Annotated in this window: 27 protein-coding genes; all 27 read left to right on the plus strand. The window is 36.1% G+C overall.

Annotation, left to right across the window (positions count from 1 at the left end; all coding sequences use genetic code 11):
• The first annotated feature begins 129 nt into the window (after window positions 1-129).
• The 27 genes from deoB (at window position 130) to H7K77_RS13215 (ending at window position 24762) form a co-directional block, all read left to right on the plus strand.
• A complete protein-coding gene (gene deoB / locus H7K77_RS13085) occupies window positions 130-1305 on the plus strand; it encodes a phosphopentomutase (RefSeq protein WP_186578299.1) in 1176 nt (391 codons plus the stop codon).
• A gap of 11 nt (window positions 1306-1316) precedes the next feature.
• Entirely contained in the window at window positions 1317-2147 is an 831-nt protein-coding gene (locus H7K77_RS13090; protein WP_186578300.1) for a purine-nucleoside phosphorylase, read from the plus strand.
• Window positions 2148-2174: 27 nt separating this feature from the next.
• On the plus strand, window positions 2175-3476 hold the full coding sequence (locus H7K77_RS13095; protein ID WP_186578301.1) for a pyrimidine-nucleoside phosphorylase: 1302 nt from the start codon (window positions 2175-2177) through the stop codon (window positions 3474-3476).
• Window positions 3477-3580: 104 nt separating this feature from the next.
• Window positions 3581-4792 carry a D-alanyl-D-alanine carboxypeptidase family protein gene (locus tag H7K77_RS13100; protein WP_186578302.1) on the plus strand — a complete coding sequence of 404 codons (1212 nt, stop codon included), beginning with the start codon at window positions 3581-3583 and terminating at the stop codon, window positions 4790-4792.
• A 106-nt stretch (window positions 4793-4898) separates the two neighbouring features.
• Window positions 4899-5252, plus strand: a complete 354-nt coding sequence (gene spoIIAA / locus H7K77_RS13105) for an anti-sigma F factor antagonist (RefSeq protein WP_186578303.1) — start codon at window positions 4899-4901, stop codon at window positions 5250-5252.
• Complete coding sequence (gene spoIIAB / locus H7K77_RS13110; protein ID WP_186578304.1) at window positions 5249-5689, plus strand: anti-sigma F factor; 441 nt, start codon at window positions 5249-5251, stop codon at window positions 5687-5689. The genes spoIIAA and spoIIAB overlap by 4 nt, the downstream gene beginning before the upstream one ends.
• A 10-nt stretch (window positions 5690-5699) precedes the next feature.
• Complete coding sequence (gene sigF, locus H7K77_RS13115) at window positions 5700-6455, plus strand: RNA polymerase sporulation sigma factor SigF (RefSeq protein WP_186578305.1); 756 nt, start codon at window positions 5700-5702, stop codon at window positions 6453-6455.
• Between the two features lie 156 nt (window positions 6456-6611).
• Entirely contained in the window at window positions 6612-7232 is a 621-nt protein-coding gene (locus H7K77_RS13120; RefSeq protein ID WP_186578306.1) for a stage V sporulation protein AA, read from the plus strand.
• Window positions 7216-7638 carry a stage V sporulation protein AB gene (locus H7K77_RS13125; RefSeq protein ID WP_186578307.1) on the plus strand — a complete coding sequence of 141 codons (423 nt, stop codon included), beginning with the start codon at window positions 7216-7218 and terminating at the stop codon, window positions 7636-7638. Before H7K77_RS13120 ends, H7K77_RS13125 begins: the two co-directional genes overlap by 17 nt.
• Window positions 7639-7710: 72 nt before the next feature.
• The gene (locus H7K77_RS13130; RefSeq protein ID WP_186578308.1) at window positions 7711-8277 is read left to right on the plus strand and encodes a stage V sporulation protein AE; all 567 of its coding nucleotides are present in this window, start codon (window positions 7711-7713) and stop codon (window positions 8275-8277) included.
• 56 nt (window positions 8278-8333) lie between these two features.
• Window positions 8334-9743, plus strand: a complete 1410-nt coding sequence (locus H7K77_RS13135) for a spore germination protein (protein ID WP_186578323.1) — start codon at window positions 8334-8336, stop codon at window positions 9741-9743.
• A 188-nt stretch (window positions 9744-9931) separates the two neighbouring features.
• Complete coding sequence (gene lysA / locus H7K77_RS13140; protein WP_186578309.1) at window positions 9932-11230, plus strand: diaminopimelate decarboxylase; 1299 nt, start codon at window positions 9932-9934, stop codon at window positions 11228-11230.
• A 22-nt stretch (window positions 11231-11252) separates the two neighbouring features.
• Window positions 11253-11687, plus strand: a complete 435-nt coding sequence (locus tag H7K77_RS13145; RefSeq protein WP_186578310.1) for a peptidylprolyl isomerase — start codon at window positions 11253-11255, stop codon at window positions 11685-11687.
• 92 nt (window positions 11688-11779) lie between these two features.
• Window positions 11780-12235, plus strand: coding sequence for a site-2 protease family protein (locus H7K77_RS13150; protein ID WP_222599361.1), 456 nt, complete (start codon window positions 11780-11782; stop codon window positions 12233-12235).
• A 308-nt stretch (window positions 12236-12543) separates the two neighbouring features.
• A complete protein-coding gene (locus H7K77_RS13155; protein WP_186578312.1) occupies window positions 12544-12891 on the plus strand; it encodes a GNAT family N-acetyltransferase in 348 nt (115 codons plus the stop codon).
• Between the two features lie 292 nt (window positions 12892-13183).
• On the plus strand, window positions 13184-13939 hold the full coding sequence (locus tag H7K77_RS13160; RefSeq protein WP_186578313.1) for a segregation/condensation protein A: 756 nt from the start codon (window positions 13184-13186) through the stop codon (window positions 13937-13939).
• A 29-nt stretch (window positions 13940-13968) separates the two neighbouring features.
• Complete coding sequence (gene scpB / locus H7K77_RS13165) at window positions 13969-14553, plus strand: SMC-Scp complex subunit ScpB (protein ID WP_186578314.1); 585 nt, start codon at window positions 13969-13971, stop codon at window positions 14551-14553.
• A 104-nt stretch (window positions 14554-14657) separates the two neighbouring features.
• A complete protein-coding gene (locus H7K77_RS13170) occupies window positions 14658-15509 on the plus strand; it encodes a superoxide dismutase (RefSeq protein ID WP_186578315.1) in 852 nt (283 codons plus the stop codon).
• A gap of 152 nt (window positions 15510-15661) precedes the next feature.
• Window positions 15662-16759, plus strand: a complete 1098-nt coding sequence (locus tag H7K77_RS13175) for a D-alanyl-D-alanine carboxypeptidase family protein (protein ID WP_186578324.1) — start codon at window positions 15662-15664, stop codon at window positions 16757-16759.
• Window positions 16760-17350, plus strand: a complete 591-nt coding sequence (locus tag H7K77_RS13180) for a nucleoside recognition domain-containing protein (protein WP_186578316.1) — start codon at window positions 16760-16762, stop codon at window positions 17348-17350.
• Entirely contained in the window at window positions 17347-17880 is a 534-nt protein-coding gene (locus H7K77_RS13185) for a spore maturation protein (RefSeq protein WP_186578317.1), read from the plus strand. Before H7K77_RS13180 ends, H7K77_RS13185 begins: the two co-directional genes overlap by 4 nt.
• Window positions 17881-18000: 120 nt before the next feature.
• Window positions 18001-18741 carry a pseudouridine synthase gene (locus tag H7K77_RS13190; protein WP_186578318.1) on the plus strand — a complete coding sequence of 247 codons (741 nt, stop codon included), beginning with the start codon at window positions 18001-18003 and terminating at the stop codon, window positions 18739-18741.
• Between the two features lie 56 nt (window positions 18742-18797).
• Entirely contained in the window at window positions 18798-19367 is a 570-nt protein-coding gene (resA, locus tag H7K77_RS13195) for a thiol-disulfide oxidoreductase ResA (protein WP_186578319.1), read from the plus strand.
• Window positions 19368-19392: 25 nt separating this feature from the next.
• Window positions 19393-21021, plus strand: coding sequence for a cytochrome c biogenesis protein ResB (gene resB / locus H7K77_RS13200; RefSeq protein WP_186578320.1), 1629 nt, complete (start codon window positions 19393-19395; stop codon window positions 21019-21021).
• A 33-nt stretch (window positions 21022-21054) separates the two neighbouring features.
• Complete coding sequence (gene ccsB / locus H7K77_RS13205; RefSeq protein WP_186578325.1) at window positions 21055-22236, plus strand: c-type cytochrome biogenesis protein CcsB; 1182 nt, start codon at window positions 21055-21057, stop codon at window positions 22234-22236.
• A gap of 40 nt (window positions 22237-22276) precedes the next feature.
• Complete coding sequence (locus H7K77_RS13210; protein WP_186578321.1) at window positions 22277-22993, plus strand: response regulator transcription factor; 717 nt, start codon at window positions 22277-22279, stop codon at window positions 22991-22993.
• Entirely contained in the window at window positions 22993-24762 is a 1770-nt protein-coding gene (locus tag H7K77_RS13215) for an ATP-binding protein (protein WP_186578322.1), read from the plus strand. The genes H7K77_RS13210 and H7K77_RS13215 overlap by 1 nt, the downstream gene beginning before the upstream one ends.
• Window positions 24763-25344: the final 582 nt, after the last annotated feature.

Consider the following 25344-nt stretch of genomic DNA (forward strand, 5'->3'; position numbering starts at 1 on the left):
GACATCCTTGCAAGAAATTCGAAAACCTACTAGCCCATCTATCTAATATAGTGAAGGGCGCACTTAATCCGACATTTTTTAGCATATTTAATCGTAATCAAGGGAAAGAAAACTGTAGGAGGTTTTTTTATGGAACAATTTAATCGAGTATTTTTAGTTGTAATGGATTCAGTAGGGATTGGTGAAGCACCTGATGCTGAAAAATTCAATGACAAGGGGGCCGATACATTAGGTCACATCGCTGAACACACGAATGGCTTAAAGATGCCAACAATCGGAGAGTTAGGTTTGAGTAATATCAGACCGATTAAAGGAATTAACGTGGCAGAAAATCCTAAAGCACACTATACCAAAATGCAAGAAGCATCTAATGGCAAAGATACAATGACCGGTCATTGGGAAATTATGGGCTTACATATAAAGACACCGTTCCGTACTTTTGCAAAATTTCCGGATGAACTAATAAGTGATTTGGAGACAAAGACAGGACGAAAAATTATAGGAAATAAGCCTGCTTCCGGTACAGAAATTATTAAAGAACTCGGCGAAGAACACATGCAGACGGGTGCTTTAATTGTTTATACATCTGCAGATTCTGTATTACAGATAGCAGCTCATGAAGATATAGTACCCATTGAGGAACAGTACAAAATTTGTGAGATCGCGCGAGAACTGACATTAGATGATAAATATATGATTGGTCGTGTTATAGCTAGACCTTTCGTTGGACAACCTGGAGCATTTGAAAGAACATCTAATCGTCATGATTATGCATTAAAACCATTTGGCAGAACTGTCATGAACGAGCTAAAGGATAGTGGTTTAGACGTGGTTGCACTAGGAAAAATATCAGATATTTATGATGGCGAAGGTGTAACGGAATCTATCCGTACGAAAGACAATGATGATGGTATGGAGAAGTTCATTCAATCAATGGATAAGGATTTTCATGGATTAAATTTTCTAAATCTTGTTGATTTTGATGCCAAATACGGACATAGAAGAGATCCAAAAGGCTATGGTAATGCTTTAGAGACCTTCGATGAACGCCTTCCTGAAGTACTGGCAAAAATGAAAGAAAATGATTTATTAATTATTACAGCTGACCATGGGAATGATCCTATTCATCACGGTACTGATCATACGAGAGAATATGTTCCGCTTATTGCTTATCATAAAGGAATCCAACGTGGTAAAGAATTACCAATTCGAGAGACATTTGCAGACATTGGTGCAACTATTGCAGAAAATTTTGCAGTAAAAATGCCGGAATATGGTAAGAGTTTCTTATCTGAAATTAAATAGGGGGAAAAAAGGTGAATATAGTAGAAGTTAGAGAAGCAGCCGAATTTATAACAAAACAAATAAGTACGCAACCAACAATTGGTTTGATTTTAGGATCTGGCTTAGGTGTATTAGCTGACCAAATTGAAAACCCAACTATTATTGAGTATAAAGGTATCCCACATTTTCCTGTTTCGACTGTAGAGGGGCATAAAGGACAACTTGTCATAGGTGAATTGGAAGGTAAAACAGTGATTGCGATGCAAGGTCGATTTCACTATTATGAAGGATATAGCTTAAACCAAGTTACTTTCCCGGTACAAGTAATGAAGCTGATTGGAATTGATACTTTATTTGTCACCAATGCAGCTGGGGGAATTAATGAAAGCTATAACCCAGGGGATCTAATGCTAATAAAAGATCATATTAACAATATGGGTACAAACCCACTTATCGGACCAAATGATAATGATCTAGGACCGCGTTTCCCAGACATGTCTCAGGCCTATAATCACGCATTAATCTCATTTGCCAAAAAGTGTGCAGATGATTTATCTATTAACGTACAAGAGGGGGTATATGTAGGTAATACTGGCCCTTCTTATGAAACTGGTGCAGAAATTAGAATGCTTCGTACACTAGGCGGTGACGCTGTGGGGATGTCGACTGTCCCAGAAGTGATCGTTGCTAACCATGTTGGTTTACGGGTGTTAGGAATATCTTGTATTTCGAATATGGCAGCAGGTATTTTAGATCAACCGCTATCTCATGATGAAGTAATGGAAACGACGGAAAAGGTTCGAGAAGATTTTCTTCGTTTTGTAAAGCAATTGGTTAGAACGTTGCCGGCGCATAATAACTAAATAGTTAATGATTAAGGGTGAATATAGATGAGAATGGTTGATATAATACACAAAAAACGAGAAGGTATCGAACTTTCGGAACAAGAGATACAATATTTTATTGAAGGTTACACAGAAGGTTCTATTCCTGATTATCAGGTTTCCGCACTTCTGATGGCAGTTTACTATAAAGGAATGTCTGAAACAGAAACTGCTATATTGACAAAAGCTATGGTTGAGTCAGGTGAAACGATTGATCTATCACCAATAAAGGGACATAAAGTTGATAAGCACTCGACTGGTGGAGTTGGAGATAAAACGACTTTTATTGTTGGTCCTTTAGTTGCTTCAGTAGGTGTTCCTGTAGCGAAAATGTCAGGGAGAGGTCTTGGTCATACAGGAGGAACTCTAGATAAACTAGAATCAATCCCGGGATTTTCCATTGAGATTACCAAAGAAAAGTTTATCAAGCAAGTGAATGAGAAAAAACTTGCTGTTGCTGGCCAAACGGGAAATCTTGCACCTGCGGATAAAAAATTGTATGCACTTAGAGATGTAACGGCAACGGTTGATTCTATACCTCTTATTGCTGGTTCTATTATGAGTAAAAAGCTAGCATCGGGTGCTGATAGTATCGTCTTAGATGTAAAGACTGGTACAGGAGCCTTTATGAAAACGATAGAGGATTCTGAATCACTAGCTAGAGAAATGGTTAACATTGGGAATAACCTAGGCCGTCAGACGATCGCTGTGATTAGTGACATGAACCAACCCTTAGGATATGAGGTTGGGAATGCAAATGAAGTACGTGAAGCGGTGGAGGTTCTTCAGGGCAAAAACATTTCCGACTTACGAAATCTTGCTTTAGAACTTGCAGCCCATATGACGATTCTCGCCGAAGTATTTGATTCTTATGAAGAAGCTATCAGTACCCTAGAAAAGAACCTAGATAATGGAAAAGCTTTTGAAGTGTTTAAAACTTTTGTAGAAGCCCAAGGTGGAGATGTCTCCGTTATCGAAGATTTGTCAAAGTTACCAACTTCTCCTTACTACTTTGAGATAAAGGCGGAATCAGAGGGTTATGTTTCAGCCATTGATGCAGAAGCTATTGGAGTAGCAGCAATGTATTTAGGTGCTGGACGAGCAACGAAGGAAGATGTAATAAACCATGGAGTTGGGATTAGCCTAAAGAAAAAAATAGGCGATCCAGTTTCAATAGGTGAGACATTAGTAGTTTTAAACAGTGAAACAGAAGTACCTCAAGATTCTATTAATAAGGTGAAAGAGGCCTATGAAATAACGAATAAGCCAGTAGAAAAGAAAACCTTAATATATAAAGTTATCAAGTGAAAATAGAGGGAAAATAACTCGGAGAAAAATCCGAGTTATTTTTTTGTTATAAAACCTTCAATTTATGGAAAATATATGAATACTAATGATTTGGAGGTATTGACATGAAAAAATATATTTTTCCGCTACTAACTTTGATCCTATTACTAACAACAATTAGTGTAGTTCCTATATATGCGGAAGAGAGCAACAATGATAAGGCATCAGATAAATCAGAAAAAAATGAAACAGCTAATGTAAATCTAGCAGAGAATTCAAAAACTGCTATATTACTGGAACGTGATACTGGAAAAATTTTGTTTGAGAAAAACGCTCATGAACAATTACCCCCAGCAAGTATGACTAAGATCATGACTCTTTTGTTAATAATGGAGGCATTAGAGGACGGCAAAATCAAATTAGATGAAAAAGTAAGAGTGAGTGAATATGCAGCATCAATGGGAGGGTCACAAATCTTTCTGGAAGAAAATGAAGAGATGACTGTTAATGACTTACTAAAAGGGGTAGCCGTCGCATCTGGAAATGATGCCAGCGTTGCACTTGCTGAACGTATTGCCGGCAGTGAAAAGAACTTTGTAAGTATGATGAACGAAAAGGCTAAAGAATTAGGCTTGGAAAATACGAGGTTCCAAAATCCAACTGGGTTACCTGCAAAAAATCACTTTAGTACGGCCTATGATATGGCGATAATGGCAAAAGAGTTATTAAAATATAAGAAAATTACCGATTATACGAGTATCTATGAAGATTATTTAAGAAAAGGTACAGACGATGAGTTTTGGTTAGTCAATACGAATAAGTTAGTAAAATACTACGACGGTGTTGACGGCCTGAAAACAGGTTATACATCTGAAGCAAAATATTGCCTAACGGCTACTGCTAAAAAAGACAATATGAGAACAATTGCTGTTGTCATGGGTGCAGAGACGACAAAAAAGAGGAATAGTGACGTAACAGAGATGCTAGACTACGCTTTTTCACAATATGATACAAAGCAGTTATTTAAGGCAGGTCAACCTGTGTCGAAGCTCAATATGGTAAAAGCGGATAAAGGAGATGTAGACATTGTTACCGGAGAATCCGTATCCGTTGTTTTTGAAAAAGGAGATAAATTGGAAGGCGTAGAAACAAAGGTTTCTGTAAATAACGATATTGATTTACCGTTAACTAAGGGAGATAAAGTCGGTAAATTAGAAGTATCAAAAGATGGAAAAACTCTTTCTGAAACACCATTGGTTGTCAAGGAATCAGTTGGAAAGGCAAATGTATGGCAATTGTTCAAACGATCGTTTCATGAGTTGATTTTGAAGGAGTAAATTGCAAACTTTCTTCGAATTACCACTTCTTTTGTCGAGTTGAAGGAATTTGATAAGTCGATACAGAAAAAGATTTACTACAGAAACATTAAGGAGGAATTCAGTAGTGAGTCTTTCTGTAAAACTTACAACGAAAGAAAATGTATTATTGGTTCGTTTAACTGGCGAGCTAGATCACCATGCAGCTGAGAATCTAAAGAAAGAATGGCAATTGTCTATGAGAGAAAACAATGTACAACATGTCATATTAAATTTAGAAAACCTATCGTTTATGGATAGCTCAGGATTAGGTGTCATATTAGGAAGATACAAGGAAGTAAAACAAGCTGGCGGTGAGATGGTTGTTTGCTCAATATCTCCAGCAGTAAAACGACTTTTTGATATGTCAGGATTATTTAAAATTATCCGACTTGAAGAAAGTGAAGAGTTTGCCCTATTAAGCTTGGGGGTGGCTTCATGAAGAATACGATGAATTTAGAATTTTCAAGTGTTAGTTCCAATGAATCATTTGCCAGAGTTACTGTAGCAGCTTTTGTATCACAGCTTGATCCCACTATGGACGAGTTAACAGAAATTAAAACAGTAGTATCCGAAGCTGTAACAAATTCAATCATTCATGGATATAACAATAGGAAAGATGAAAAGATCTATATTTCCTGTACATTAGACGATGATGTAGTAGAAATGGAAATCCGGGATTATGGAATTGGTATTGAAAATATCGACGAAGCGATCCAACCATTGTACACATCAAAACCTGAACTTGAAAGGTCTGGAATGGGTTTTACCATCATGGAAAACTTTATGGATAAAGTAGAAATTAAATCACATCCCGATGAAGGAACAACGGTTAGATTGATCAAACATTTTAAGAAGAGTAAAACCTTATGCAATTAAGGGGATGCCTATGGAAATTGAATTGAAAAAAAATCAAAAGGATGAACAGCTGACTGATGCTGAAGTAAAGCAGTACATCAAGCAAAGTCAACAAGGAGACCAATCTGCTAGAGACATTTTGGTCGAAAAGAACGTTCGTTTAGTTTGGTCAGTTGTTCAACGCTTTATTAATCGGGGGTATGACCCTGATGATTTATTCCAAATCGGGTGTATTGGTTTATTAAAGTCGATAGATAAGTTTGATCTATCTTATGATGTAAGGTTTTCTACTTATGCTGTTCCAATGATAATTGGGGAAATTCAGCGTTTTATTCGTGATGATGGTAGCGTAAAAGTAAGCAGATCCCTGAAAGAAGTGGGAAACAAAATTAGAAGAAAGAAAGATGAATTGACGAAAGAAATGGGCAGATCTCCAACAGTAAACGAAATTGCCCTAGCACTTGAATTGAGCCCTGAAGACGTTGTTCATGCACAGGAAGCATCTAAATCTCCACATTCCATCCATGAAACAGTATATGAGAATGATGGAGATCCTATTACACTTTTAGATCAGATTGCAGATCAAGATACAAAATGGTTCGATAAAATCGCCTTGCAAGAGGCTATAAGAGTACTTGATGAGAGAGAGCGATTAATCGTTTATCTCAGATATTATAAAGACAAAACACAGTCTGAAGTAGCTGAGCGATTAGGTATTTCTCAAGTTCAGGTTTCGAGACTGGAAAAACGTATATTAGAATTTATCAAAGATCAAATTGCACAATAAAGAAATCCCCCAACACATGCTCGTGTTGGGGGATTTCTTTATTGTAAAACAATTTTGAAAATGAATTAGAGACCATTCTAATGGGCAAGAATGTATGAATAACCTAGCGTTTACGCATACTAACGTACAGTGATTTCCATAAAAGGAGGAAATATAATGGGGGGAATAATTTATCTACGTTTAAAAAAACAACTTTCCGTTCGCCCTAACGCGGAGTTAAAAGTAAAGGATATTGCATATATTTCCGGGCCTGAACCTTTAGTCAATAAGGTGAAAAATACATTTGTCTATCAAATAACAGAATCTGATCAAACAGTATCTGTTATAGATGGATTTGTTGTAGTGGACCAATTAATTAATAAATTCCAAGACTTGGATATACAACACATTGGTCCTAATCAAATAATTGTCCATATAGCAAAACAAAAAAAGCGTCCCTCAGTTATATTAGTTGCCTTTATATGGGTGTTGTTGTTCATTGGATCGGCTATGGCCATCATGAATTTTCATTATGATGTAAGTATGGAGGAAGTTCAAGAAAAACTACATTATATGTTGACAGGTAAAAAGAAATCAAATCCTTTATGGATGCAAATTCCCTATTCCTTTGGGTTAGGTATAGGAATGATTTTATTCTTTAATCACTTATTCAAGAAACGCTTTAATGAGGAGCCTAGTCCTTTAGAGGTTGAAATTTTTAAATACCAACAAGACCTTGATGCTTATGTTACAGACAAAGAAAATATGTTGAATAGTTTACATGATACCAATAAGTAGTTTACTTGAAGCATTAGTGGGATTTGCATCAGGTTTGCTTGTTGGTACCGGTTTTGTAGCATTTCTTACTGTTCTAGGTATTATCCCTAGGCTGATTCAACTTAGTAAGACTATCTCTTATGTTAAACCATACGAAGCGAGTGTGATTATTGGCGTCTTGTTCGGGACATACCTTTCCTTTGCAGATGTTACATTCCACATATCCACTATATTTGTCATAATCTGGGGCTCTTTTCATGGGGTATTTATAGGGATGTTAGCAGCAGCATTAACTGAGGTACTAAATGTATTTCCTCTTCTTACGAAAAGGATAGGAATGGATAACCATATCATTTGGTTGTTAATGGCAATTGTGTTCGGTAAAATTTGTGGTTCATTATTTCAGTGGGTCATTTTTGTCCGCTAATTGTTGTCTATAAGTAATTATGGACTTCATAAGTTTACCAATAAGTTGTATAGATTTGAAAGGGTAGATTTTATGTCAAAGAAAAAAAAGGTCATTGTTATAACAGACGGGGATGAATATGCAAGGAAAACAATTAACTTCTTAGCAGGTGAAATAGGAGGGACATCTTTATCCTTTTTGTCAGATAATCCAACTCATGTATCACCAGAAGAAGTAAAAAAAGCTATCCAGAATGCGACATCAGAACCGGTTTACGTGTTAGTTGATGATGCTGGTACACAGGGGATTGGTTCTGGTGAAAAGATTCTAATATCGTTAGCTGAGGACCCTGAAGTTGAGATTCTAGGTGCTATTGCAGTTGCCGCTCACACAAAGAATTTGGAATGGTCTCGATTTACAGTAGCGATTGACAACCAGGGAGAATTAATTGCCAACGGAGTGGATAAACAAGGTATCCCAATCCCGGAAGTTGGCAGAATTAACGGGGACACCGTGTATGCTTTAGATCAATTAGATTTACCAATTGTGGTTGCGATAGGTGATATCGGCAAAATGTATGGGAGAGATGATATTAAGAAAGGATCTCCTATTACGAGACAAGCAATAGAAATGATTTTAGAGAGAGGTGATCAAGGGTGAAGAAGAAAAAGATAAAACAGCCTATCTCAACGAAAATAAAAGAGAATCAGGAATTTATGAAAACAAAGTTAGGGGTTGGAACCTCATTTGATGTTGGATTTAGAGAGTTAACGATATTGAATAAGGGCGTGCAACTATACTACTTAACTGGTCTTTGTGATACTGCCATAATCGTTCAATTATTAAGGAATATAGTATCGCTAAATGATAAAGAAAAGACATCCTATAAAGTGGCGGAAAAGATAGAAGGTGAACTAATACATCAACAAGTAACAAAAGTGAAAACAATGGATGAAGGTGTAGATCAGCTTTTATCTGGCTTGATCGTTATTTTCATCGAAGGGGAAGAAGAAGCTTTAGTAGTTGACGTTAGGAGTTATCCTGGTCGTAGTCCTAAAGAACCAGACACGGAAAAGGTAGTTCGTGGTTCGCGGGATGGCTATACAGAAAATATTATAGAAAATACAGCGCTAACTAGAAGAAGAGTAAGAGATGAAAGACTTCGTCATGAAATAATTCAAGTAGGGGAAAGATCAAAAACAGATATTTGTATATCCTATTTGCAGGATGTTGCTGACCCGGGTCTTTTGGATGTGATCAAGAATGAGTTAAAGAATATTGAAATTGATGGCATATCCATGGCTGATAAAACGGTTGAAGAATACTTAGTCAAACAAGGGATTAGCCCCTTTCCACTTGTAAGGTATACAGAGCGACCCGATGTTGCATCCAGCCACTTGTTTGAAGGTCATATTTTAGTTATGGTTGATACTTCCCCAAGTATGATCATAATGCCAACGACCTATTTTCATCATGTTCAGCATGCTGAGGAGTATCGGGAATCGCCAACAGTTGGTACGTTCATAAGATGGGTAAGATTTATCGGGATTTTTGCCTCTATTTTTTTATTGCCAATGTGGCTACTAATGGTAATGCAACCTGAATTACTACCAGAAAAGCTGCAGTTTATCGGACCTAATGAGGTTGGAAATATCCCGATAGTGTTCCAATTACTAGCTGCCGATATTGGTATTGAGTTTTTAAGGATGGCTGCAATTCATACGCCTACCCCACTTTCTACAGCGATGGGTTTAATAGCCGCTGTTTTAATTGGCCAAATTGCAATTGACGTTGGATTGTTTAGTGCAGAGGTTATTCTTTATGTGGCGATTAGCGCAATAGGTTCGTTTGCAACGCCTAGTTATGAATTAAGTATTGCAAATAAAATTAGTCGTGTGATACTAATTATTGTTACCTCGTTATTTGGATTGAAAGGTATGGTAATCGGGTTCACGTTGTATGTTTTATTGTTGGTACTAACAAGATCTATGAATACACCTTATTTATGGCCGTTCATTCCTTTTAACGGGAAGGCTATGGTTCAAATATTATTCAGGGTATCCGTTCCGTTAACGAAATCTCGTCCAAGTATCGTTCACCCACGAAATAATAATCGACAGCCATAAACAAAAAGTTGAACAGAATCACTTGTTATGGTAAATTGGTAAAAAAGCCTTATATAAGTGATTTTGGGAAGAATTTTTTATGAAATAATCCCTTGTCCCATCATTCGATTTTGAAAGAAAATCGTTAATGGTGATAAGGGGTTTTTGTTTGTAAAGGCTGTTCAAGGAATAAATGGAGGTGCTAAGAAATGATCCATCCTTTTCAAATCAATACACAAGGGCACATTGCCATAGATGGAATAGATGCAACAACATTAGCAAAAAAATACGGTACACCTCTATTTGTGTACGATGTGAATGCAGTTCGAGCAAATGCACGTGCCTTTGTTGAGACTTTTAACCAATTAGGTGTGAAAGCTCAAGTTGCGTACGCAAGTAAAGCTTTTTCTTCGATTGCTATGCTTCAAGTAGCTAAACAAGAAAAGCTTAGTCTTGATGTGGTATCACAGGGAGAGCTATATACTGCTTTACAAGCTGATTTTCCGGTAGACAAAATTCATATGCATGGAAATAATAAAAGTTACGCTGAACTTGAAATGGCAGTGAAGAATAATATTGGTTGTATTGTTATAGATAACTTTTATGAGATTGAATTGTTGACAGAAATTCTAGCAAACTATAAAAAACAAATGAATGTCCTAATCCGTGTTACCCCTGGAATAGAAGCACATACACATGACTATATTCTGACAGGTAACGAAGATTCGAAATTTGGATTTGATCTTTCCAACGGCCAAGCAGAAGAAGCATTTCAGCTACTTTCTAAAACAGATTGGATAAATGTGAAAGGATTGCATTGCCATATCGGTTCACAAATTTTTGAAACAGACGGCTTTGTGATGGCCGTTAAAAGGTTGTTTGAAACGCTCGGAAAGTGGCAAGCTAGTTATCATTATAAGCCTGAAGTGTTAAACTTGGGTGGAGGCTTTGGTATACGGTATACTGAAGAGGATGATCCGTTACCACTAAGTGGTTACGTAAAGGCCCTTGTCGATGAGATTCAATTACAAATAGATCAATATGGTCTGGATTTTCCCGAGATTTGGATCGAACCAGGAAGATCTATTGTTGGGAATACGGCATTAACTTTATATACCATCGGTTCAAAAAAGGATATTCCTGGAGTAAGAAAATATATTTCCGTTGATGGAGGAATGACTGATAACATTAGACCAGCATTGTATGAAGCGAAATATGATGCAATGATAGCTAATAAAGCAAATATGCCAAAGAGTGAAGAAGTCTCTGTGGCTGGTAAATGTTGTGAGTCAGGTGATATGCTAATATGGGATGTAGAATTACCACAAGTTGATCACGGAGATTTGTTAGCTGTTTTTAGTACAGGTGCTTATGGGTATTCTATGTCTAACCACTACAATCGGTTTCCTAAGGCAGCAGTTGTGTTTGTTGAAAACAACAAGGATAAACTTGTCATTCAAAGAGAAACCTATCAAGATGTTGTGAAAAATGATTTATCATATGAATAAGATATTCTAGGAGGAAAATGAAATGAAACAAGCTACAATTGAATTTGAAAATGGAGAACAAATTATTATTGAAATGTATGAGGAGGCTGCGCCAAATACTGTAGCAAACTTTGAAAAACTAGCTAATAGCGGTTTTTATAATGGCGTTACATTCCACCGTGTAATACCTGGTTTCGTAGCTCAAGGTGGAGATCCGACTGGTACTGGTGCTGGTGGCCCTGGTTATTCCATTAAATGTGAGACAGAAGGGAATCCACATAAACATGTAGCTGGAGCACTATCTATGGCACATGCTGGTAAAGATACTGGTGGAAGTCAGTTTTTCTTAGTACATGAGCCACAGCCGCATTTAGATGGAGTGCATACTGTTTTTGGACAAGTTACTGAGGGATTGGACACAGTACTTCGAATCAAACCAGGTGATGTAATGAAAACTGTAAAAGTAGAGGAAAAGTGAGTCAATGACTCGCTTTTTTTGTTATACTCATTAAAGAATGAGATTTGCCAAACTGAAAAAGTGAGTTGGTTTTTGTGTATGTCATCATATTCTTGTGCTTAGTCTTAGTCATTGGACCACTAGGTACTATCATTCATGAAACAGGGCATTTACTTGGGGCATTGTTGGGAAAAGCAGATAAAGCTTATTTAAGAATAGGAATTGGACAGAGAGTTAGTAAATTTGAAATGAAAAAGGTGACAATCGAGTTCAATCGCTTATTTTTCATTGGTGGTTTAACAAGTAGTGAAAAGGAAAATAGTAGTTTTACCAAAAAGGAAGGTGCCTTCATTATACTTTGTGGACCATTAGCCAATTTAATAGTCGCAACCATCATTCAATCAATATCAATCGAAAATTTATATTTATCGTTATTTATGATGTTCAATTACTGGCTAGCATTTATTAATATAATCCCTTTTAAAACTAGAAATAGGCAATCGGATGGATATCAATTTATTAAATTGGTATTTTGTTGGAAAAACGGTGACATTTTTAATGAAAAGTAGTATTATTTATTAATAAGATAATTTAAGTTTATAAAAATGGATATAGGGAATGTGTATAGGTTGAATCAGCAAAAGAAAAATTGGATATTACTTTTAGCTTTACTTATAGTAGGATTTATTTGGGGGTTTATATACTGGTTTTTCATTATAATTCCTTCGTAACTTATGACAATTTGACAAAAATTAAAAAATCAGTCATAAATAGTGGTATAACATTGCAACTTATAAAAAATTAGTAAACGTGAGATAGGGATATACTAGTAACTGCACTTGCAGATTATAAGTTATTTTCATGATGAGGGGTAAATATGTTAATACGCTACAAAAAAACTTTTGAAAAAATAGCAATGGGTTTATTATCTTTCATGCCCGAGGAAAAAGAAGTGAAAAAATTACAGCAGACAATTAAGGAATATGAGACTAATCCAGAGTGGCACTTATTCTTATGGAAAGAAGAGGACATATTAGGTGCTGTCGGGGTAAGACTTGAAGGTGCAGATAAAGTTGTCGTACAGCATGTAACCGTTAACCCATCCCATCGAAACACGGGGATTGGTAAGAATATGGTGCTAGGTATTAAGGATTTGTATAAAAATTATACGGTTTGTGCAAATGATTTAACTGAAGCTTTTCTCGGAAAATGTGATTCACATTAAATTTTTCCAGCCTATCTAAAGAAGGCTGGTTTTTTGTGTGAAAAAAGCTTTACGAACATGAATGAAATTATAATAAGATGATCAATTGTAGGGATATTTGAATAAAAATGTCGAATTTGCACTTTCTATAAAACGGGACCTTTGCTATTATTAGAATCAAGGTAAGTTACGTTTGTGGGATTATATTGCTGGATTAGTCATCCCTTTTATCCGATTTGAAAAAACTATTGGATTTGTTAAAAGGCAGTTAAATACAATAATCCTCCTATTTTTTGTTGGAAGGAAGATTCTTATGCAACACCAAGCCTATCAAGTAAAGTTGGATTCTTTTGAGGGCCCACTTGATTTACTTCTCCATTTAATTAATCAATATGAAATAGATATTTATGATATACCAGTTTCACAAATAACAGAGCAATATATGGCCTATATTCACACAATGCAACAATTGGAGTTAAATGTAGCAAGTGAGTATTTAGTAATGGCTGCCACACTATTGGCAATTAAAAGTCAACTTCTATTGCCTAATCAAGAGATAGAAGCAGAAGAAGAAGTTTATGAAGAAGACCCACGTGATGAGTTGATGAGAAGATTGATCGAATATCGTAAATTTAAAGAAGCAGCTTCCCACTTACAAGAAAAAGAGCGAGATGCCAATCAGATATATACACGGCCTCCTAAAGATTTTGATGAATTAGTTGGTAAAAAGAAGGAAGTAGTACGTGGAGACATTTCTATTTATGATATGTTAGCAGCTATGTCCAAAATATTTGATCGTAAGAAATGGACTCGACCATTAGAAACTAAAATACAAAGGTCAGAGATCCCTATCAGACAGCGGATGGACGAGGTACTTTTGCATTTAAAGGGCAAAAATTACGGTGTACCATTTCATCAACTGTTTCCTTATGAATCAAGGTCACATATAGTAGTTACATTTATAGCAATATTAGAGTTAATGAAAATACACGAAATTTATTGTGTACAAGAAAATAACTTTGATGAACTAATTGTTTTCTCTTCTACGCAAGAAGAAGGAATGGAATAGAGTTAACACAGTTGTTTGGAGGATAAACATTGGAGATTAATGAATTTAAAGCTATTACAGAAGGGTTGTTATTTGCGGTTGGGGATGAAGGAATCACCAAACATCAACTAGCCAAAATTTTAGAATTGGATGATAAAACAGTTGATCATATTATCAATGAGCTTAAATATGACTATGATCATGTAGAAAGAGGGATTACTATTATGCAATCCCAAGACGTGTTTCATTTGACAACAAAACCGGAGCATAGTCTGTACTTTCAACGGCTCATAGAGTCTCCTCACACCTCCAAATTATCGCAAGCAGCATTGGAAACTCTAGCGATAATAGCCTATCAACAACCAATTACACGTACAGAAATCGAAGAAATTCGTGGGGTTAAAAGTGATCGACCTGTTCAAACCCTTTTATCTAGGTCATTAGTGGAAGAGGTAGGAAGAAAAGAGGGGGTTGGACGTCCGATTATGTTTGGAACATCAAAGGAATTTTTGACATACTTCGGTTTAAAAACAATTGAAGAATTACCACCTTTACCAGATGAAGTAAATGAATCGGATGTCGAGGAAGAAGCAGATTTATTTTTCGAGCGATTTAAGGAATTAGAAAAGGAATAGTTTAACAAACCTAAGGAAACTAGCTTCGCGGTTCCTTAGGTTTTTTTGTGGTTTTAATAGCAGGCACATACTTTTATGCATATCATGGGTCTGAGGTGAGGGAGATGGAGAAAAATTATTTACAAAATTTAATTAATTGGTATGAAGAAGTGGAGAAGCAGTTACAATTTACAAATCATGAACTTGGGGACTATCGGGAACAGAAAGAGAAATTGGAGTATTGGTTAGGGTCTGAGAGGAATTTACAAGAAGAAACTTTACGTGAACTACAGGAAGAAGCAGAATTTATACGTGAACAGGTATTATCCATGCTAAATGAATCAAGACATGTTACTGGAATACCTGTAGGTGCGCATAAGCTACCGCCATTACCATACGCTTATAACGCATTAGAACCTTATATTTCAGAGGAAATTATGAGATTACATCATGATAAGCATCATCGCTCATACGTTGAAGGTTTAAATCGTGCAGAGAAAGAGTTGTATGTAAACAAGCTTGATGACAAACTGATAAAACACTGGATGAGGGAACAGGCATTTAACGGCTCTGGTCATTATTTGCATACTATATTTTGGAGCAATATGACTCCGACTAGTAAAAAAAAGCCAGGTGGCCAACTAGCAGAACAAATTAAAAGAGATTTCGGCTCATTTCAAAAGTTTAAGAGACTTTTTACGAAGGCGGCAGAGTCTGTAGAAGGTGTTGGATGGGCAATAGTAGTGTGGGAACCACGAGCAGGTAGACTAGGAATTCAAACTGTTGAAAAACATCAAAATTTTAGTTTATGGGATACGATTCCGCTACTAGTTATTGACGTATGGGAGCATGCTTATTACCTTCAATATCAAAACAACCGAACTAACTATATTGAAAATTGGTGGAATGTTGTTAACTGGGATAATGTAGAAAAGAGATTTGATACCGCGAAACAAGTCATGTGGAAATTATCATAGCAAAATTATCTTTCTTAGTACCTTACTCGATGTAGGGTATTTTTTTTATAGGAAATTTTATATTTTACTAGGTTTTATTCATAAGCATGTCCTTTGTGCATAAAATTGTACAGACATGGAAGCGGGGAGGTCCTAAATTGAAGCGAATAGTAATGATAATCTGTTGTATAAGTTTATTCTTGTTAATGAATCCGATACAAGCGTTTGCTAAACCAAGTGTATCAGCACAAAATGCCGTTTTAATGGAGCAGTCAACAGGTAGGGTATTATACGAAAAGTCTGCTAATGACCCTCATTTAATAGCAAGTATTACGAAAATAATGACTGCTATTATCGCAATTGAATCAGGAAAAATGGATGAAATGGCAACTGCTAGCCACCGTGCAGTCTATACGGAAGGGTCTTCCATTTACTTAGAAGAAGGCGAGAAGATGAAACTGAGTGATCTCGTATATGGGTTAATGTTGAGGTCAGGTAATGATTCAGCAGTAGCTATCGCAGAGCATGTAGGTGGTAGTGTAGAAGGGTTTGTACACTTAATGAATGAGAAGGCTGCATGGATCGGGATGAACAATTCTCATTTTGATAATCCACATGGGTTAGATTCTGACAAGCATTATTCAACTGCATATGACATGGCTCTACTTATGCGTTATGCCATGGACAATGATGTATTTAAAGATGTGACAGGATCAACATCCTATAAAGCAGAAACAAGAGAGTATGCATGGGGAAACAAAAACAAATTGCTTACAAGGTATTATGAATATTCCACAGGTGGTAAAACAGGTTACACAAGAGCTGCGGGTAGAACGTTGGTTTCGACAGCAGAAAAAGATGGAATGGAGTTAATTGTTGTGACGCTAAATGGACCGGATGATTGGAAGGACCACATGCGGTTGTTTAATTGGGGTTTTAAGAACTATCAAATGACAAAGCTTCAAAATAAGGGTCAAGAAATTTTCTATATGAAAAACTCAGAAGAGAAAGAAACGGCTTATTTTAGAGATGAGGTGTATGTCCCTTTAACTGACCAAGAGAAAGAACAAGTAGAATCAGCAACTTTTTTTGAAAAAGCTCGGGATGAGGATGTAACGGACCTTATTGGTAAAAAAGTCTTTACACTTGAAGGAAACAATATAGCAGAAGCATCTATATTTCGTGATAACATTGCCAATGAATCTGAGGAATCAGCCGGTTTCCTAGAGTCCATCTTAGATATGTTTAACAAAATGTTAGGTGTAATTTAAATGGTTAATCTGATATGGGCTGGTATGGCTATCATTGGGATTGTTTACGCTATGTTTAATGGAACAATGGAGAATGTTAATCAAGCCTTGTTTGAAAGTGCGGATGATGCTGTAACAATTTCGATTGGATTAATAAGTGTTTTAGTGTTTTGGTTGGGATTAATGCGAGTAGCGGAAAAAGCTGGTATGTTGAGGGTATTAACAAACTTTTTTAAACCGATGGTGACAAGGCTTTTTCCTGAAATCCCAAAAGACCACCCGGCAATGGGGTATATTTTGTCTAACTTCACAGCAAACTTGTTTGGTTTAGGGAATGCTGCTACACCGATGGGGATAAAAGCAATGGAAGAAATGAAAAAAATAAGTGGATCTGATAAAGCTAGCAGATCCATGATAACTTTTCTAGTAATAAATACCTCAAGTCTTACCCTGATACCAACTACTGTCATAGCGATTCGTATGCAATATGATTCGCAAGCACCTACAGAAATTGTAGGAACGACAATTTTGGCAACCCTAGTCACGTCAATTACAGCTATTATTGTAGACCGACTATTTTATTTGCGAAGGGTGCGTAAGAATAGACAATGAGTATAATAACTACAGTAAGTACTTGGATTATACCATGTATTATTTTACTGGTTCTATTAGTGGCAACATGGAAAAAATTGCCTACCTATGAGATATTTGTTGAGGGGGGTAAAGAAGGAGTCAAAATGGCTATCTCACTCCTTCCTTTTTTGTTAGGAATGATGGTCGCTATTGCGATTTTACGTGGTTCAGGAGCAATGGAAGCTTTTATTGCTTTTATTTCCCCGGTTCTGACAATATTCGGTATTCCTTCAGATATTGTTCCATTAGCGATGATACGTCCTATTTCAGGAACAGCTGCATTAAGTATGACTACTGATTTGATTAAGGCTCATGGACCAGATTCTTTCATAGGTAGACTAGCCTCTACAATGCAAGGAAGTACAGATACAACACTTTATATTTTAACCGTTTATTTTGGCGCCGTTGGAATAAGAAGAATGGGTGACGCTTTAAAAGTTGGACTGATAGCAGATTTTATTGGTATAATAGCATCAATCGTGATTGTTTCGATTGTCTTTATGAATTAAGCGTTAACGTTTATGTTAACGCTCTTGTTATGTCTTTAGTTAGTGATTAAAATGTAGATAGTTGAGAAATGCTGAAGATAAATGACGAAACAATAAAATATAATGATAATGGTGGTAAATATGTCAAAAAAAGAAGAACGTTTACAAAAAGTAATTGCACAAAGTGGTGTCACATCAAGAAGAAAAGCAGAACTTCTCATCGAAGAGGGAAAAGTGAAGGTCAACGATAAAGTCGTGACAACTCTCGGTACTAAAGTTACGTCAGATGACAAAATTGAAGTCGAAGGGGTTCCTCTAGAGAAGGAACAGCCCGTTTATTTTCTGTTTTATAAGCCAAGGGGTGTCATTTCAAGTGTCAAAGATGATAAGAATAGAAAAGTAGTATTAGACTACTTTCTAGAGGTACAAGAAAGGATATTTCCAATTGGCCGATTGGATTATGATACATCTGGCTTAATCCTACTGACTAATGATGGTGAGTTTGCTAACTTACTTATGCATCCAAAACATCAAATAGAGAAAACGTATGTAGCTAAAACCAAAGGCATTCCGACACGTGATGATATAAAGTTACTTAAAAAAGGAATAAAAGTGGATGGTGATCTTTTAAAGGCAGAGCATGTTAAGGTGCTGTCCTCTGATAACAAAAAAAATATGGCTATCGTTCAGATTATTTTGCACCAAGGAAAAAATAGACAAGTAAGAAGAATGTTTGAAGCGATCAATTATCCAGTTGATAAACTAAAACGTGAACAATATGGTTTTCTAACCTTACATGGCTTAAATCCAGGCGAAAGCCGTGAATTAACTCCCCATGAAGTTAAGCAATTAAGAGCAGAAGCAACTAAAATTGTTAAATAATATTCATAATTACTACTTGATTTAAATGATACAATGGGCAAGGGGAGTGGGATCTGATGAGTAAGATAGAGGATGCAAATATTAGGAAGAGGAATAAGAAACGAAATAGACTAATATTTCGAACGATCATATTATTAGTATTGTTAGCTGCATTAGTATTTGCCCTTGTTTCAAATTTAACAAAAGAGAAATCGATGATAGAAAAAGGTGATCAAGCTATACCATTTGTTTTAAAGCAATTAAATGGTTCCAACGATACACTTAATTTATCAGATTTAGAGGGTAAAGGGATAATGTTGAATTTCTGGGCAACTTACTGCAAACCGTGTGAACAAGAGATGCCTTATATGGAGTCTTTATATCCGGTATATAAGGAAAAAGGTGTAGAAATAGTAGCTGTCAGTGTCGATGCTACAGAATTAGTAATTAATCGATTTGTTGAAAAATACCAATTGTCATTTCCGATTGTACATGATCGAGATGGACAAGTTATGGACGCTTACAATATTGGGCCTTTACCGACAACTTTATTTATTAATCCGGACGGGGAAGTAGTAGAGATTGTAAAAGGACCATTAACATTAAGTAGGTTAGAAGGTTACCTACAACAAATTCAACCTAAATAAAAGTATTTTGTGATGAGGGGTAATCATGAGAAAACTTACATGTGATGCTTGCGGACATGTAAATCCGCAAGGAACATCAATCTGTTCGGAATGTGGAAAACCATTACAAATAGATTCAAACGATATAGAAAGCAATAAATCCTTATTAAATATGCGTTATGACGGTAGTGCCGTTAGGTCTAAAACACATAACAAATCCATTGTAGATAAAATTTGGAATTTCTTTTCATCTGTTAAAATCGGTGTCACGTTAATTGTCATTACGTTAATTGCATCTGCTGTAGGGACAATCCTTCCACAAGAGATGTATATTCCGCCAAATGTTCAGCCAGCAGATCATTATAAAGATGAATATGGGATCTTTGGACAAATTTATTACCAATTGGGATTTCATAACTTATACAGTTCTTGGTGGTATATGATTTTAATAGCACTTATTGGGATTTCTATCTTTATTGTAAGTATTGACCGGGGTGTTCCTCTTTATCGAGCATTGACGAATCAGAAACCAACTAGGCATGAATCCTTTTTAAAACGACAGAAGCTATTTAGTGAAACCGATTTTGTATCACAAGATGATCAAGAAAACATAATTTTTAGCTTGAAAAAACATCGTTATAAGGTTAGAGAAGAAAATGGCCACATACTGGCAGAAAAAGGTCGTTTTTCTCGATGGGGCCCGTATGTTAATCATTTAGGGTTGATTATTTTCTTGTTTGGATCTCTATTACGCTTTATTCCTTTTATGCATATAGATGACTTTGTGTGGATAAGGGAAGGGGATACAGTCGTTATTCCTAAAACAGATGGAGAATATTATGTTAAGAACGAAAACTTTATACTAGAAACTTATGATGAAGAAGATGAACGTTTTTCTGAAGCTATTAAAAATAAAGGAATGGTAGCGAGTAACTATCAAACCGATGTAGTAATTTATAAGAGTACAGGGACACAACTGATTGGTCAAGATCCGGATCTTGCCGAGATCAAGCAGGGCAGTATCCGAGTAAATCACCCTATTAAATTTGATGGGTATGCTCTTTATCAATCGAGTTATCAACAAAATGAGTTTTCTTCCATATCATTTAAAATACATAAAGCTGAAGATAAAGATGAGAAGGCACTAGCTAACTTTACTGTTGATTTAACGAAACCTCAAAGTTTGTATGAACTAGAAAATGGTTACCGAGTTGAGATTGATCAGTATTTTCCTGAGTACTTTTTAGATGAGGGAGTACCGAGATCCAAATCTAAATATCCACGAAACCCTGCCTTTGTATTTTTCGTCTACCCACCGAATCAAGGAGAGCCAGAAATTAGCTTTGCTGGTATTGGTAGAAATGTTTCAAGTGGCGAAGGAAATGAATATAAAGTAGGTCTAACAGGTTTCGAAATGCGTGATGTTACCGGGTTAAGCGTTAAACGGGATTATACGTTACCAATTCTTGGCCTTGGGGCTGCGATATTCATGATTGGAGTTATTCAAGGTATGTATTGGCAGCACAGAAGAATATGGCTTCATCCTAAAGGGAATGGTCTGATGATAGCTGCCCATACTAATAAAAATTGGTATGGTCTGAAGAATGAGTTCGCCAAGATTATAGCAGATACAGAGATTAATATGGTAATAGATCAAGAACAAGAAGATGATTAGGGGATTTATTAGAGGAGGAAGAAGATGGGAGACATGGTTTCATTAAGTGGGAATTTTTTATATTTGGCTTTTGTTCTATATTTAGTTGCAACGTTTTTCTTTGGGGGTACGATTAAAGATAAACGTTCACAGGGTACAAAAAGTCTTGCCAGTAGAATTGCAATTTCACTAACTATCTTAGGTTTTTTATCACAAGTGGGTTATTTTATCACGAGATGGATAGCAAGTGCACATGCACCTGTAAGTAATCTGTTTGAATTTATGACGTTTTTCGGTATGATGCTAGTTTTAGCGTTTATTATTATATATTTTATTTATCGCTTAAATATGTTAGGTCTTTTTACCTTACCAGTAGCCCTATTGGTTATAGCATATGCTAGTGTGTTTCCAACTGAAATATCACCGTTAGTTCCGTCTTTAAAGAGTCATTGGCTATACATACATGTCACGACGGTATCATTGGGAGAGGCTATCTTAGCTATCAGTTTTGCAGCGGGATTGATCTACTTAATTAAACAAGTTGATCAGTCAAAGAAATCAAAACGTACTACGTGGCTTGAAATAGTTATTTACGGACTTATTTCCACTTTGGGATTCGTTCTTATCTCCTCTATATTTAGTTCTTTAGATTATAAGGCAACATTTGAGTTTCCTTTTGATGAACAAATAACGGAAGTGGAATATAACCTGCCTGCTATTGCAGGTCCTCATGAAGGGGAATTATTAACAGAAGATCGGATGTCATCAGTTTTTGAGGTGCCGAGTTGGATGAAGGGTGTTAACGCCGCTAAAAAATTCAACACACTTTTGTGGTCACTCGTTACTGGATTAGCTATGTATTTAATTCTTAGACTGCTATTAAGAAAACGGATAGCTGCTGCAATCCAGCCTCTGTTACAAAAAGCAAACTCAGAATTATTAGATGAGATTTCTTATCGAGCAGTTGCCATTGGCTTTCCTGTATTTACATTAGGTGGTTTAATATTTGCCGCAATTTGGGCACAGGAGGCTTGGGACCGGTATTGGGGATGGGATCCTAAAGAAGTATGGGCACTTATTACATGGTTCTTTTATGCTGTATTTTTACACTTACGTTTATCGAAAGGATGGCATGGCGAAAAATCTGCCTGGCTTGCAGTTATAGGTTTTGCTATAATTATGTTTAATTTGATTGCTGTAAATTTAGTAATTGCTGGCTTACATTCGTACGCTTAAGTGTATGTGATGACATAGCTTATAAAGAGGGGGTAATTGGGTGGAAAACAATCCTAGAATTCTTGTAGTTGATGATGAAGATAGAATTAGGCGTCTAGTTCGTATGTATTTAGAGAGAGAAGAATATTTCGTTGATGAAGCGGAAGATGGAGAACAGGGCTTGAAGCTAGCGTTAGAAAATAATTATGATGTTATCCTATTAGACTTAATGATGCCAGGAAAAGATGGTTTGGAAGTTTGTAAGGAAATTCGGGAACAAAAAGCTACACCTGTCATTATGCTTACTGCAAAAGGTGAAGAGGCTAACAGGATTCAAGGTTTTGAAGTTGGTACAGATGATTATATTGTAAAACCTTTTAGTCCGAGAGAAGTGGTTTTAAGAGTAAAAGCTCTCTTAAGGCGCTCGTCCTCTGCTACATTTGTAAATACAAATAATAGTTCTAAAGATATGCTAGAGTTTACTCACTTATTAATTGATAATGACGCACATCGCGTTTTAGCAGATGGAACGGAAGTGGGATTGACACCTAAAGAATATGAACTATTGTATTTCTTGGCAAAGGCACCAGATAAGGTGTTTGATCGTGAGCAGTTACTAAAAGAAGTATGGAAGTATGAATTCTTCGGTGATTTACGAACAGTAGATACACATGTGAAACGATTGAGAGAAAAATTAAACAAAGTTTCAAAAGAGGCAGCGAAAATGATCGTGACAGTTTGGGGTGTCGGCTACAAATTCGAAGTAGCTAATGACTAATGTTTTGGCGTAGTGTTGTAGGTAAACTTTGGTTTACCTTTTTATTATTGGTGTCAGTTGTATTAACGATGTTGTCTTTTTTGTTATTACAGTTTTTTGAGAACTTTCATGTTGTAGAAGCAGAAAATGATTTAATGCAAACTGCGACAAAAGTGTCCGCATTAGTTGAACAATATGATGATAGAGATTTAATTCATGAAATGTCAGAAAGAATCAAAGACCCAACAAGTAGAATTGTGATCCTGTTTAAAGAACAAGATTTCTGGGTATCTGAAAGTGATGATAAGCAGTTATTAGAACTATCAGCAGAAGAAATATTAGCTGAAGAAGATCTTTTAGAAGTTATGAACAGTAAAATAGAGGTCAAAAAACAACAACAGTTAATGAGTAACGAAGATGCAATTATGATTGTTGGTAAGCCGCTTAATAAGGAAAAAGGTGCGGTATATGTTTACCAATCTTTAGATATCGTTAAAAAAACAACGCAGCATACTACACGTATTATCTTAATAGCTGCCGGGATAGCTATCATTTTAACGACAATTTTTGCCTTTTTCTTATCGACTAGAATAACAGCCCCTCTTATAAAAATGAGGGAAGGGGCGATTGAACTTGCTAAGGGTGAGTTTAATACGAAGGTGCCAATCCTAACCCACGATGAAATCGGGGAGCTAGCGATGGCTTTTAACAGGATGGGAAGGCAACTGAAGTTCCATATAAATGCTTTAAGGCAAGAAAAGGAGCAGCTTTATAGTATTTTAAGTTCAATGGTCGATGGTGTCTTAACATTAAATAGAAAAGCTCAGATCGTTGTATCAAATCCTCCTGCTCAAAAATTTTTGCAAGATTGGTATTATGAACATAATATTGAATCTTCTAAGGAACAGGTGCTCCCGGATGAATTAAGTGAACTTCTTAAAGCGGTTATTTCTTCAGAATCAGAAATGTCTAGAGAGGTATATATTCAAGGGAGGAATTGGGTTATTATCATGTCGCCTCTATATGACCAATCTTATGTTAGAGGTGTAGTTGCTGTTATAAGAGACATGACAGAGGAACGTCAGATGGATAAGCTGAGGGAAGACTTTATTGCCAACGTTTCTCATGAACTTAGAACACCTATATCTTTACTACAAGGGTATAGTGAGGCGATTGTTGATGATATTGCAGAATCGAAAGAAGAAAAGAATGAGCTAGCTCAAATTATAAATGATGAGTCACTAAGAATTGGTCGTTTAGTCAATGAATTATTAGATTTAGCAAGGATGAAAGCAGGACACATTCAGCTAAATAAAGAAAAAATAGAAATTGAGCCTTTTCTTGAACGGATAGTTAAAAAATTTAATGGTCCTGCTTCTGAAAAAGATATCCATTTAGATCTTAAAATGAACGATCCAAATACTTATTTTATTGCGGACCCAGATCGAATTGAACAAGTCTTAACTAATCTAATTGATAACGCCCTCAATCATACTCAAAGTAATGGGACTGTTATGATTAATCAGGAATCCTTCGATACCTATGTTCAAATATATATTACTGATAACGGTTCAGGTATTTCTCAAGAAGATTTGGCATTTGTATTTGAACGTTTTTACAAGGCAGATAAATCTAGGAAAAGAACAAAAGGGAAAAAAGGTACAGGACTTGGTCTTGCTATTGCAAAAAATATTGTCGAAGCCCATGATGGCGTAATATCTGTGCAAAGTAAGCTCGGAGAGGGAACTTCCTTTACTTTTCAAATACCAATCAATAGCGAAAATAAATAGATAATGTTGAAAGATCTTGTTCCTTATGAAACAAGATCTTTTTATTTGTCTCTTTACGCACTACAGCTGGAGCTTTTGTCACAATATATATAGAATCACCAGTAAGAAGTTGGATAGGCAATATAATGAAGCGAAATCTTATGGTTTTTCTAATTTTGCGACGTTAGCTGCCCTCTAACAAAGCGAAATCTTATGGTTTTTCTAATTTCGCGACGTTAGCTGCCCTCTAACAAAGCGAAATCTTATGGTTTTTCTAATTTCGCGACGTTAGCTGCCCTCTAACAAAGCGAAATCTTATGGTTTCTCTAATTTCGCAACGTTAGCTGCCCTCTAACAAAGCGAAATCTTATGGTTTTTCTAATTTCGCGACGTTAGCTGCCCTTTAACAAAGCGAAATCTTATGGTTTTTCTAATTTCGCGACGTTAGCTGCCCTCTAACAAAACGAAATCTTATGGTTTCTCTAATTTCGCAACGTTAGCTACCCTTTAACAAAGCGAAATCTTATGGTTTTTCTAATTTCGCGACGTTAGCTGCCCTTTAACAAAGCGAAATCTTATGGTTTTTCTAATTTCGCGACGTTA

The organism is Aquibacillus kalidii (assembly GCF_014280935.1).
GTDB lineage: Bacteria > Bacillota > Bacilli > Bacillales > Amphibacillaceae > Aquibacillus_D > Aquibacillus_D kalidii.

Bases quoted from the DNA above. Each gene is read 5' to 3' on its own strand.
- ccsB (WP_186578325.1), top strand. From the start codon at position 21,055: ATGGTTTCATTAAGTGGGAATTTTTTATATTTGGCTTTTGTTCTATAT.
- H7K77_RS13100 (WP_186578302.1), top strand. From the start codon at position 3,581: ATGAAAAAATATATTTTTCCGCTACTAACTTTGATCCTATTACTAACA.
- H7K77_RS13135 (WP_186578323.1), top strand. From the start codon at position 8,334: ATGAAAACAAAGTTAGGGGTTGGAACCTCATTTGATGTTGGATTTAGA.
- H7K77_RS13125 (WP_186578307.1), top strand. From the start codon at position 7,216: ATGATACCAATAAGTAGTTTACTTGAAGCATTAGTGGGATTTGCATCA.
- spoIIAB (WP_186578304.1), top strand. From the start codon at position 5,249: ATGAAGAATACGATGAATTTAGAATTTTCAAGTGTTAGTTCCAATGAA.
- H7K77_RS13130 (WP_186578308.1), top strand. From the start codon at position 7,711: ATGTCAAAGAAAAAAAAGGTCATTGTTATAACAGACGGGGATGAATAT.
- H7K77_RS13120 (WP_186578306.1), top strand. From the start codon at position 6,612: ATGGGGGGAATAATTTATCTACGTTTAAAAAAACAACTTTCCGTTCGC.
- H7K77_RS13185 (WP_186578317.1), top strand. From the start codon at position 17,347: ATGAGTATAATAACTACAGTAAGTACTTGGATTATACCATGTATTATT.
- H7K77_RS13095 (WP_186578301.1), top strand. From the start codon at position 2,175: ATGAGAATGGTTGATATAATACACAAAAAACGAGAAGGTATCGAACTT.
- resA (WP_186578319.1), top strand. From the start codon at position 18,798: ATGAGTAAGATAGAGGATGCAAATATTAGGAAGAGGAATAAGAAACGA.
- H7K77_RS13175 (WP_186578324.1), top strand. From the start codon at position 15,662: ATGATAATCTGTTGTATAAGTTTATTCTTGTTAATGAATCCGATACAA.
- sigF (WP_186578305.1), top strand. From the start codon at position 5,700: ATGGAAATTGAATTGAAAAAAAATCAAAAGGATGAACAGCTGACTGAT.
- resB (WP_186578320.1), top strand. From the start codon at position 19,393: ATGAGAAAACTTACATGTGATGCTTGCGGACATGTAAATCCGCAAGGA.
- H7K77_RS13155 (WP_186578312.1), top strand. From the start codon at position 12,544: ATGTTAATACGCTACAAAAAAACTTTTGAAAAAATAGCAATGGGTTTA.
- H7K77_RS13145 (WP_186578310.1), top strand. From the start codon at position 11,253: ATGAAACAAGCTACAATTGAATTTGAAAATGGAGAACAAATTATTATT.
- H7K77_RS13180 (WP_186578316.1), top strand. From the start codon at position 16,760: ATGGTTAATCTGATATGGGCTGGTATGGCTATCATTGGGATTGTTTAC.
- H7K77_RS13190 (WP_186578318.1), top strand. From the start codon at position 18,001: ATGTCAAAAAAAGAAGAACGTTTACAAAAAGTAATTGCACAAAGTGGT.
- H7K77_RS13160 (WP_186578313.1), top strand. From the start codon at position 13,184: ATGCAACACCAAGCCTATCAAGTAAAGTTGGATTCTTTTGAGGGCCCA.
- deoB (WP_186578299.1), top strand. From the start codon at position 130: ATGGAACAATTTAATCGAGTATTTTTAGTTGTAATGGATTCAGTAGGG.
- H7K77_RS13170 (WP_186578315.1), top strand. From the start codon at position 14,658: ATGGAGAAAAATTATTTACAAAATTTAATTAATTGGTATGAAGAAGTG.
- lysA (WP_186578309.1), top strand. From the start codon at position 9,932: ATGATCCATCCTTTTCAAATCAATACACAAGGGCACATTGCCATAGAT.
- H7K77_RS13215 (WP_186578322.1), top strand. From the start codon at position 22,993: ATGTTTTGGCGTAGTGTTGTAGGTAAACTTTGGTTTACCTTTTTATTA.